Origin of the sequence: Uliginosibacterium sp. sgz301328, from assembly GCF_041807905.1 — a bacterium.
Classification (GTDB): domain Bacteria; phylum Pseudomonadota; class Gammaproteobacteria; order Burkholderiales; family Rhodocyclaceae; genus JBGVSA01.
In genome coordinates this window covers 1-9,934 of the sequence record NZ_JBGVSA010000054.1, presented here as the reverse complement: position 1 = coordinate 9,934, position 9,934 = coordinate 1, and the positions used below count along the sequence as shown (strand labels likewise).

8 protein-coding genes are annotated in these 9,934 nt (G+C 65.9%); 1 reads left to right on the top strand and 7 read right to left on the bottom strand.

Going from position 1 to position 9,934, the window contains the following annotated elements; genetic code table 11:
• Window positions 1-363 precede the first annotated feature (363 nt).
• From ACDA63_RS19925 to ACDA63_RS19910, 4 genes are all read right to left on the bottom strand, one after another.
• Window positions 364-3,573, bottom strand: coding sequence for a PAS domain S-box protein (locus ACDA63_RS19925; RefSeq protein WP_373665054.1), 3,210 nt, complete (start codon window positions 3,571-3,573; stop codon window positions 364-366).
• Window positions 3,570-5,813 carry an EAL domain-containing protein gene (locus tag ACDA63_RS19920; RefSeq protein ID WP_373665053.1) on the bottom strand — a complete coding sequence of 748 codons (2,244 nt, stop codon included), beginning with the start codon at window positions 5,811-5,813 and terminating at the stop codon, window positions 3,570-3,572. Before ACDA63_RS19920 ends, ACDA63_RS19925 begins: the two co-directional genes overlap by 4 nt.
• A gap of 245 nt (window positions 5,814-6,058) precedes the next feature.
• On the bottom strand, window positions 6,059-7,315 hold the full coding sequence (gene lysA, locus ACDA63_RS19915) for a diaminopimelate decarboxylase (RefSeq protein ID WP_373665052.1): 1,257 nt from the start codon (window positions 7,313-7,315) through the stop codon (window positions 6,059-6,061).
• Between the two features lie 26 nt (window positions 7,316-7,341).
• Entirely contained in the window at window positions 7,342-7,548 is a 207-nt protein-coding gene (locus ACDA63_RS19910) for a lipoprotein (protein ID WP_373665051.1), read from the bottom strand.
• Window positions 7,549-7,607: 59 nt separating this feature from the next.
• Here ACDA63_RS19910 and cyaY point away from each other — a divergent pair, with 59 nt between their 5' ends.
• The gene (cyaY, locus tag ACDA63_RS19905; RefSeq protein ID WP_373665050.1) at window positions 7,608-7,934 is read left to right on the top strand and encodes an iron donor protein CyaY; all 327 of its coding nucleotides are present in this window, start codon (window positions 7,608-7,610) and stop codon (window positions 7,932-7,934) included.
• A gap of 97 nt (window positions 7,935-8,031) precedes the next feature.
• On the opposite strand, the gene ACDA63_RS19900 is transcribed toward cyaY, so the two are convergent.
• The 3 genes from ACDA63_RS19900 to ACDA63_RS19890 form a co-directional block, all read right to left on the bottom strand.
• The gene (locus tag ACDA63_RS19900; protein ID WP_373665049.1) at window positions 8,032-8,526 is read right to left on the bottom strand and encodes an NUDIX hydrolase; all 495 of its coding nucleotides are present in this window, start codon (window positions 8,524-8,526) and stop codon (window positions 8,032-8,034) included.
• On the bottom strand, window positions 8,520-9,023 hold the full coding sequence (locus ACDA63_RS19895) for an acyl-CoA thioesterase (RefSeq protein ID WP_373665048.1): 504 nt from the start codon (window positions 9,021-9,023) through the stop codon (window positions 8,520-8,522). Before ACDA63_RS19895 ends, ACDA63_RS19900 begins: the two co-directional genes overlap by 7 nt.
• 135 nt (window positions 9,024-9,158) lie before the next feature.
• Window positions 9,159-9,890 carry an ABC transporter ATP-binding protein gene (locus ACDA63_RS19890; RefSeq protein ID WP_373665047.1) on the bottom strand — a complete coding sequence of 244 codons (732 nt, stop codon included), beginning with the start codon at window positions 9,888-9,890 and terminating at the stop codon, window positions 9,159-9,161.
• Window positions 9,891-9,934: the final 44 nt, after the last annotated feature.

Sequence of the window (9,934 nt, the reverse complement as noted above, 5' to 3'; positions counted from 1 at the left end):
GGACTGTTTGAGGAGCGTAGCGACGAGTTTCGCAGCCGCCTTCTCGACCGCGCAGCGCAGGGGATCGGCCAACGGCCCACGACGCTGTGGGGTCGTTTTCTTGGTGACTTCTTTGTCGATAACAAAGAAGTTACTCGCCCGCCGGGGCGAACTCCCGGCCGTCGAGCATCAGCAATCGACACTACCGTTGATAGGCGAAAGCACACACAAGATAGGGCTCTTTCGAGGAAGCTTCCGCGCGGGAACGCAGGTCCCTCTGTTGGGACGAACGCCCGGCCATCGAGCATCAGCAGTCGAGACCAAGTCTGCAAAGCCAATGCCCACGCAAAAAAGGGCCGTTCGCACCACGTAACCCGCCCTCCCCTACCCTTCTCGTACTGGCGCCGTCAGCGGCAACAACAAGGTAAACACCGTCCCCTCGCCCTGCGTGCTGGAAACGCCAATCCGCCCCCCCAGCACCCCCGTCACGATGTTGTGCACGATGTTCAACCCCAGACCGCTCCCATCGCGCCCGAGCCGCGTCGTGAAGAACGGATCGAAAATGCGCCCCAGATTGGCGGGCGGGATGCCTACGCCGTCATCCTCGCAGGTAATGATCACGTCGTTGTCGTCCCCCAACCTGCCCCGGAGCTGCACCAGACCGGATTCGCGTCCGTCGAATGCGTGCGTCATGGCGTTGCCGATGAGGTTGCTGATGACCTGTCCGAAGGGACCGGGGAAGCTGTCCATCCAGATGTCGCTCTCGACATCCACCTCCACGCTGTACGGCGTCTTGCGGAACATCGGCTGCATGGTCAGCAAGACTTCGTGGATGACTTCTTCGAGGTTGAACACACGGCGCTGCGAACTGGTCTGGTCGACGGCGACCTGCTTGAAACTGGAGATGAGCTCGCCCGCGCGCTGCAGGTTGCGTACCAGGATGTCCGCTGCCGAGCGCCCTTCGCTGAGGAACTCATCCAGTTCCGAACGACGCAGGCCGTTCTGCGCCTTGGCGATGAACTCGCGATTCATGTCGTGCAGCGTGCTGGCCACCATCAGGCTGTTGCCGATCGGCGTGTTCAACTCGTGCGCCACGCCTGCGACGAGCGAACCGAGGGCGGCGAGTTTCTCCGAGCGGATCAACTCGGTCTGCGTGCGCTGCAAGGTGTCGAGTGTGGCGCTCAGTTCGCGATTGGCGGCGGCCAGATCGCGCGTGCGCTCGAACACACGCCGCTCCAACGAGGCGTTGAGTTCTTCGACCTGTCGTTGTGCGGAGCGCATGGCGGTGATGTCGACGGTCGCCACCAGCCAGCAAGGCTCGGTGGTGATCACGCTGCGCACGTGCAATTGGCAATCGCGGATGCCGCCGTTGCGCGAGCGCAGACGGATCGAGAAGCCGCTCACGTAGCCCCGTTCGCGCAGCTCGTGCGAGAGAGCCTCGCCGACTTCCGGATCGGCGTAGCGTTGCAGGTCGGTTGGCGAGTGGCCGAGCATTTCCTCGCGCGAGAAGCCGAACACTTCGCAGGCCGACGGATTGACGTCGAGGTAGACGCGGTCGGACTGGCGGATGAGAAACAAGGGGATGGGCGCGTGCTGGAAGATCGACGAGAACTTGTGCTCGCTGTGCTGCAATGCTTCGAGGATGCCGATGCGCGCGAATTCGGCTCCGGCGCGCGCCGCGCCCAGTTCGGCCAGCGACTGCGCCTCATGGAGGTTGCGCGGAGGCGAATCGAAGAGCAGCGCCAGCTGGCCGATGACGGCGCCTTCTTCGTCGCGCACCGCCACTGCCACGAAACTGTCGAGGTCTTCGCAGGCCGACAGCACGGGGTCATCGCTGAAGGCGGCGTGCGCCTGTGTGAGGCGAATGAACAGGCCATCGCGTTCGAGTCGCGCCGCCACGCCCGATGGCGCGGTGAGCCGTCCCTCGGGGATCGCCCAGCGTGGAGACGACGCCCAGCTCGCGACGACTTCGGTGCCGTTCTGTCCCGGCGTGGAGTAGGCGAGATAGGCCGCTTCCGCACAGGCACCACGTGCCAGTGCGCCGAGCGACTGCTCAAGGAAGAGCTGCGGCGCGCTGCCGGCACCGATGCGTGCCAGCGCCGACATGGCGTCGGTCATGCGGCGGCGGTCGGTGATGTCGTTGAGCAGTACGACATGTTGCGTCAGCAAGCCCTGGTCGTCGCGCAGCGGTTGCACTTCGGCTTCCACCCAATAAGTGTCGCCACGCTGATCGCGGCAGGGTAGTTCGACGCCACGCAGCGACTCGCCGCGTGTCATGGCGTCGACCAGCGGCGCGAACGGTCCGCCGCCCGCTTCGCCGCGCAGCAACTGGATCAGCGGCGTGCCCAGGATCTGTGTCGACGCGAATCCGGAGCGCTCGGCAAAGGCGTCGTTGTGCCACTCCACCAGCCCCATCGCATTGGTCAGCACGACCAGGTTGGTGGTGCGCTCCACCACGGTGGCCAGGCGGCGGATTTCTTCTTCGGCGCGCTGTCCTTCGGTGATGTCCTCGGCGATCGAAACGATGCGGATCGGGTTGCCGCTGGCATCGCGGATCAGGCTGTTGAACCAGCGGCACAGTACGTAGTGCCCGTCGTGATGCACGTTGTGCGTGTGTCGGCGCACCACGCCCGTGGTGCTGCGCAGATCGGTCTCGACTTCGGAGAGCACGGTGTCCTCGCGCGCGCCGTCGATCAGGAACGACACATGGCGGCCGAGGACTTCTTCGCGCCGCCAGCCGAACATGTGCATGGCGGCCTCATTCCAATCGAGCACGTGCCAGCCCAGGTCGCATTCGATGACCGCCAGCGGACTTTGTTCGACCAGTGTGCGCAGGCGCTGCTCGCGGTCGCGCAGGGCGCTTTCCACGCGCATGCGCTCGCGCAGGTCGACCTCCAGCGCGCGGTTCTTCTGTTCGAGCGAGTGCAAGGTGGTGCGCAACGCCTGCCGCGTGGTTTCGAGTTGTGCGCCGACGTTGCCGATCTCGTCGCGCCAGATGGATTCGATGGGCACTTCGAGCTCTCCACGCGCCAAGCGCTCCGCCGAGCCCGACAGACGTTGCAGCGGCGTGCCCAGGCGCCATTGCAGGACCATCAGGATGAGCACGACCGACGAGGCGACCTGCAGGGCCAGCATGCCGACGAGGGTGGCGATCTGGCGGGTGTATTGCTCGACGAAAGGCGCGTCGGTGATTTCGATGTGGGCGTGACCGATGATTTCGCCGCGATGGACGATGTCTTCGTCGATCGCGTGGAGCGTCCCGTCGCGTCGCGTCGCGTCTTCGCGCGCGACGAAGCTGCCCAGGTGCGGGTCGCGCACTTCGATCCGCACCATCGCGGGGTCGCGCATGAGCGCGTCGACCAATGCGCCGGCGGTCTCGGAATCGAGCGCCCAGAGGCTTTCGCGCACGCCGAGCGTGAGCACTTCGGCGTCGCGGCGCAGTTGGCGCGAGACTTCGGATTCGAGCGTGTCGCGGTACAGGCGCACGCTCAGGTAGGTGCCGATGACGGCGGCCGGCAGCAAGGTGCCGAGCAGCACGGCGATGACGACGGCGCGGCGCACCGTCAGTTGCGGGAGAAAACGCGGTCCGATCAAGATGGCGCGGGCCCGCCGGGGCGCGTGCGCAGCCATTGTTGCAGTTCGGCCGCTTCCATCGGCTTAGCGAACAGGTAGCCCTGCGCTTCGCGGCAGCCCATGTCGCGCAACAGTTCGAGTTGCTGCGAGGTCTCGACGCCTTCGGCCAGCGTTTCGATACCCAGTTTGTCGGCCAGTCCGACCACCAGCTCCGGAATGCGGCGCGCGCGCTCATCGTGGGCGATGTCGCGGATGAAGCCGCGATCGATCTTGAGCCGGTCGACGTGCAGACGCTGCAGATACGACAGCGACGAGAAACCCGTGCCGAAGTCGTCGACGGCGATGCGCACACCCATGGCCCGCACGGCGTCGAGGATCAGCGTGACGTGTTCGCCTTCTTCCATGGCCATCGATTCGGTCAGTTCGAGTTCGATCGAAGAAGGTTCGACCGCCGTGTCGTCCAGTACCGAGCGCAGCATGTCGAGGAATCCCGGGTGGCGCAACTGGTATGACGAAACGTTGATCGCCATGCGGCCCACGTCGAGTCCGTCGCGGGCGAACTGCGCTTGCTGCCGGCAGGCCGCGCGCAGGACCCATTCGCCGATCGCCACGATCATGCCTGAGCGTTCGGCCAGCGGAATGAAGCGGTCGGGCGGGATCAGCGAGCCGTCTTCGCCGCGCCAGCGCAGCAGGGCTTCGACACCTGTGATACGGCCGCTGCGCATGTCGATCTGCGGCTGGTAGACCGCATACAGGCGCTGGCGCTCCACGGCGTGCCGCAGCGCCTGCAGCAGGCGTGCACGCTCGCCGATCTCGATGGCCATGTCGCGCGTGAAGAACGCGTATTCGCCCCGGCTGGCGACCTTGGCCCGGCGCATCGCCATGCTGGCGTACTTGATGGCATCCGCGCCGTCGCCATCGACGTCGACCAGGTGCGCGATGCCCATGGTGGCGGATACGCGCAGCGCCTGTCCGTCGATCTGGAAGGGCTCATTGAACAGACGGCTGAGCGAGGCGGGCATGAGGTCTTCGACGCGGCCCAGCACGCCGAACAGGTCGACCGCGATGCGCGCGACTTCGCACAGCGCCGGCAACTGGCCACGCAGGCGGCGCGCCACGGCGCGCAGGAGCGCGTCGCCGAAGCTCGGCCCCAGCGAATCGTTGGTGTCGGAGAACTGATCGATATCGATCAGCGCCAAGGTGTGTTCGCCGCGCTCGGGCGAAGCCAGCCGTACGTCGAGCTGCGAGACGAGACTGACGCGGTTGGCCAGCCCGGTGAGCGGATCGAAATAGGCGCGCTCGTGCAGGCTGGTGAACAGCCGCGTGTTGTCCAGCCCGATCGAGATGTTGGCGCAGAACACCTGTAGCAACTGGCGCGTGGCGTCATCGACGGGCGACGCGGTATCCAGCCACGCGGCCATGTTGCGGTGGTCGCGCGCCGAGAAAAACAGCGTGGTGCCGTCGGCGCTGAACAGATGGCGCTCTTCGGCGAGGCACAGGTTGATCTGCTCGCGGATGCGGGTGTCGAGAATCCGCGATACCGGCTGGTCGATGAGCGGGGAATAGCGGCCGGCCGCGGCGATGACGATCGGCGTGGCGGCGCTGTCGTCACCGTCGCCGTCCTGCGCGCAGATGAGCCCTTCGGGGCGCACGCTGAGCAGGGCCGACAGTTGGGTGATGACGCCGGCGGCGAAATTGCGCATGCCGGTCAATGCCATCAGTTCGCCGGTGGCGTGTACCACCATGGTCAGCCCGCGACGCGCGGCATTGATGGTGCGGATCTGGTCGTACGAGCGGATCGCAGCGGTCAGCGTGGTGTATAGCTTGTTGCGGGTGAGCTCCGACTTGGTCTTGTAGTCGTTGATGTCGTAGTCGCGGATCGCTTCGAGTTCCGGCGCGTAACCGGGCTGGCCCGTGCGCAGGATGATGCGCGTGTCGGTCAGGCCGAATTCGTCGCGGATCTGGCGCACCAGGCGCAGACCGGCGTCGTCGTGTTCCATCACCACGTCGAGCAGGATGACCGCGATGTCGGCCTCGCGCGCGAGAATTTCGCGCGTCTGCGCGGCGGAGTAGGCATGCAGGAACTCCACCGGCCGATGCAGGACCGGCGTGCTGCGCAGGGCGAGAGAAGTGGTGGCGTGAACGTCCTCGTCGTCGTCGACGATCAGCACGCGCCAGGCGCCGCCTGCGCGGGCATGCGGCACGTCCTCGCCGTCTTCGCGCAGGAACAGGAGTTCATCGCCGTCGTCAGTCGCCGCCACTGCCGTCCTCCTTCATGCTGCCCGCATCGAACCGATGTTGCCGGCATGACGCCCGCGATCCCATGTGTCGATGCCGCCGGGCGCGCACGGTCCGTGATCAACCGTGGCCGGGAGACAGTACCGGCCCCACGCTTACTCTATCGGCATCGACGCTTCCGACTGAATACCGACCTAGGGGTATCCAGTCGGGGCAGCATTCCACGGCGCGCGGAATGCTGATGAAGCAGTGTTGTGGCCGGCCTTGCTCAGGGCAAGGGGGCTTCGAGCGCAAACAGCGATTCTACGGTTTCACGCTGGCGCACGAGGTGCATCGTCTCGCCGTCGACCATGACTTCTGCCACGCGCGGACGCGTGTTGTAGTTGGAGCTCATCGCCATGCCGTAGGCGCCGGCCGACAGGATCGCCACCAGGTCGCCTTCGGCAAGGACGAGTTCACGATCGTGTCCGAGGAAGTCGCCGCTCTCGCACACCGGGCCGACCACTTCATAGCGCTGGGCGGCGCCATCGCGTCGCACCACCGGCGCGATCTGGTGATAGGCGTCATACAGGGCGGGACGCGCCAGATCGTTCATGGCCGCATCGACGATGGCGAAGTTCTTCGTCTCGCCGTGCTTGAGGAACTCCACGCGCGTGAGAAGCAGGCCCGCGTTGCCCACCAGCGAGCGGCCCGGCTCGAAGCACAGCGTCTCGGGGCGGCCGGCGAAAGCGGCCAGCAGCGGCGCCACGTAGTCAGCGGCACTCGGCGGCACTTCGTCGTCGTAGCGGATGCCCAGGCCGCCGCCGAGATCGACGTGGCTGAAGCGGATGCCTTCGGCCTCGAGCGATTCAATGAGTCCACGCAATTTCTCTGCCGCCTCGGCCATCGGTGCTGCATCCAGCATTTGCGAGCCGATGTGGCAGGCGATGCCGCTGACCTTCAGGTGCCTGGACGCGGCCGCCTTGCGATACAGGGCCGCGGCTTCGTCGAAATCGACGCCGAACTTGTTTTCGCGCAGGCCGGTGGAAATGTACGGGTGGGTCTTGGGGTCCACGTTCGGATTGACGCGAAACGCCATCGGCGCAGGCTTGCCGGCTTCGGCGGCGACTTCGATCAGGCGGTCCAGTTCGGCGGCCGATTCGAGGTTGAAGCAATGGATGCCGGCGTCCAGCGCCTGGCGCATCTCGGCCCGACTTTTGCCCACGCCTGAGAACACCACGCGTTCGGGGCGACCGCCCGCCGCCAGCACGCGCGCCAGTTCGCCGCCCGAAACGATGTCGAATCCGGCGCCCAGGCGGGCAAACAGATTCAGAACTGCCAGATTGCTGTTGGCCTTGACGGCGTAGCACACCATGGCGTCGCGGCCGGCCACGGCTTCGGTCCAGGCGCGGTAAGCCCCTTCCAGCGCTGCGCGCGAATAGACGTAGACCGGCGTGCCGAAGCGCTCGGCGACGCGGGCCAGCGGCACGGACTCAAGCGCGAGCCCCTGGGCGGATTCGGAAAGGGTAGGAATGGCAAAAGACATGGTCGATGATTGGGTGGGGGCGAGTATCAGGGCTGGATCGGCGCCATCGGAGCCAGCGGGGCCGAAGCCGCTTCTTTGCTAACATCGTCAGCCGATACCGGAGGGCTGGCCTCGGCAGGCGCCGGCGTGGCCGCGGCGGGTTGGCGCGGCGGCGGGGGCAGGTACAGCGCGCCCTTGATGCCGCAGGCGGCGCAGACGGTGGCAAGCACGATCGGAATGATGATGGAGCGCATGCGCGGGTTCGTTATTGAAAAACGGAAAGCCGCCATGGTAACAAAGGACACCCAAAGAGATGGATGAAGCAGAATTTCTCGACCTGGCCGACGCCGAAATGGCGCGTCTGGAAGAACGCATCGAAAGTACGCTGGACGCCGCCGATATCGACTGCGACATCGAGCCGCAGGCGGGCGGCATCCTGCAACTGACGTTCGAGGACGACAGCAAGATCATCATCAACCGCCATGCCGCGGCCCGCGAAATCTGGGTCGCCGCGCGCTCGGGCGGTTTTCACTTCAAGTACGCCGAGGGCAAGTGGATCGGCACACGGGACGGGGAAGAGCTGTATCGCGCGCTGTCGCGGTTGATTTCGCAGCAGAGCGGCGGCGCCGTGGTGCTCTGACAGGGTTGCGAACGCCGGCCGGGCGTTTGCTGTCGTGGCGCGACCTGCAGGATGACGTTGGCGGCAGCAACGCCCCCGCGCTGAAGGCCGCGCCCCCTTACCAACGGTCCAGTCGCCGGGTGGGCGTGTCGCGATAGACGACATGCTGCATCGTCGCCGGCAGATCTTTCAGTGCATCCACCAGGAACGCCGGCCGCAAGGGCAGGCGGCCGAGCGTGTCGATCGGGGCCCACCGATGCCGCAGATCGAGGTGCGATTCGACGCCATTCACGTCCCGCGTACGTGGTACGGCGTCGGGCTCGATTTCGGCGAGGAAGTACATCGACCATTCGTGAAACGGACGTCCGTCGGGCAGCGCGAAGAAGTTCTCCACGAAAAACAACGGTCGTACCACATGCGCGCTTATGGCGAGCTGCTCGTGAACTTCGCGCGCAACAGCCTGTGCTGCGCTTTCGCCGAACTCCAGTTGCCCGCCCGGCAGATACCAGAAGCTGGCGCCGGCCTCCTGCGTGACGAGCAAGGCGTTGTCGCGCAGCACCACGGCCGCGGCGCGACAGTTGAAGACTCCGCCCTCCGTTCGGAATGTCAGCATTCGCCCTGGGCTGCCTTTTCGTTGATCGTGCGCCGGCGCTCTTCCATCTCCTGCCGCAACTGTCGGCGCATCTTGGCGGCTTCGAAGCGTCGGCGCTCGTCGGCGTTGGCGGGCACCAGAGGCGGCACGCCCACCGGTTTGAAGTCGTCGTCGACCGCCACCATGGTGAAGAAGCAACTATTGGCGTGACGCACCACTTTGGAGCGGATGTTCTCGGTGATGACCTTGACGCCGATTTCCATCGATGTGGTGCCGGTGAAGTTCACCGAGGCCAGGAAGGTGACCAGTTCGCCAACGTGAATCGGCTGGCGGAAGGTGACTTGATCGACGGAGAGCGTGACGACGTAGCGGCCGGCGTAGCGCGCCGCGCACGCATAGGCAGCCTGGTCGAGCAGTTTCAGGATGGCGCCGCCATGGACGTTGCCGGAAAAATTGGCCATGTCGGGCGTCATCAGTACGGTCATGGCGACCTGGTGGCTGGGGAGGTGATCATTCATGTTGGGGTTCTCGGGCCGGCCCGCCAGTGTGCGGGTCCCTGCATTATCCGCCGCGCCGGGCGCGGCTTGTTGAATCGGCCCGATAGCCAATGCAGGTTCCGTGCCTTTCGCGCGGCACTGCGGGCCGCGCCGCGCTCAGGCCACTTCGCCGAGGTAGGCGCGCTTGACCTGCGGATCGCGCAACAGCTCTTCGCCGGTGCCGGTGAGCGTGATGCGACCGCTTTCCATGACGTAGCCGCGTTGCGCGAATGACAAGGCCAGATGCGCGTTCTGCTCGACCAGCAATACGGTCACGCCGGTGGCGGCCACGCCTTGCACGACCTCGAAGATTTTCTCCACCACCAACGGCGCCAGGCCCATCGACGGCTCATCCAGCAAGAGCAGGCGCGGGCGCGAGAGCAGGGCGCGGGCGATGGCGACCATCTGCTGTTCGCCGCCTGACAGCGTGCCGGCCACTTGCGACAGGCGCTCCTTGATGCGGGGCAGGCGCTCGTAGATGCGTTCGAGTTCTTCTTCCACCGTTTGTCTGTCGCGGCGGATATAGGCGCCCATGCGCAGGTTCTCTTCCACTGTCAGCCGCGTGAAGATGCCGCGCCCTTCCGGCACCAGTGCGATGCCGTGGCGTACGCGATGGTGTGCGGGCACGGTGTTGATCCGCTCCCCCTCGTACACGATGTCGCCGCTCTGCGCGCGCAGCGTGCCGGCGATGGCCGACAGCGTCGTGGTCTTGCCCGCGCCGTTGGCGCCGATCAGGCAGACCAGCTCGCCCCGGTCGAGCGTCAGGTCGATGCCCTTGACGGCGACGATGTGGCCGTATGCCACTTTCATGTCGCGCAGGGCGAGGGTGGGCGCGTTGTCATGCGGCATGGTGCGCGCCTCCGAGGTAGGCCGAGATCACAGCGTTGTTGCGC

Excerpts from the sequence above, each read along its gene's own strand:
- lysA (WP_373665052.1), bottom strand. The coding sequence starts at position 7,315 with ATGTCTTTTGCCATTCCTACCCTTTCCGAATCCGCCCAGGGGCTCGCG.
- ACDA63_RS19890 (WP_373665047.1), bottom strand. The coding sequence starts at position 9,890 with ATGCCGCATGACAACGCGCCCACCCTCGCCCTGCGCGACATGAAAGTG.
- ACDA63_RS19895 (WP_373665048.1), bottom strand. The coding sequence starts at position 9,023 with ATGAATGATCACCTCCCCAGCCACCAGGTCGCCATGACCGTACTGATG.
- cyaY (WP_373665050.1), top strand. The coding sequence starts at position 7,608 with ATGGATGAAGCAGAATTTCTCGACCTGGCCGACGCCGAAATGGCGCGT.
- ACDA63_RS19900 (WP_373665049.1), bottom strand. The coding sequence starts at position 8,526 with ATGCTGACATTCCGAACGGAGGGCGGAGTCTTCAACTGTCGCGCCGCG.
- ACDA63_RS19910 (WP_373665051.1), bottom strand. The coding sequence starts at position 7,548 with ATGCGCTCCATCATCATTCCGATCGTGCTTGCCACCGTCTGCGCCGCC.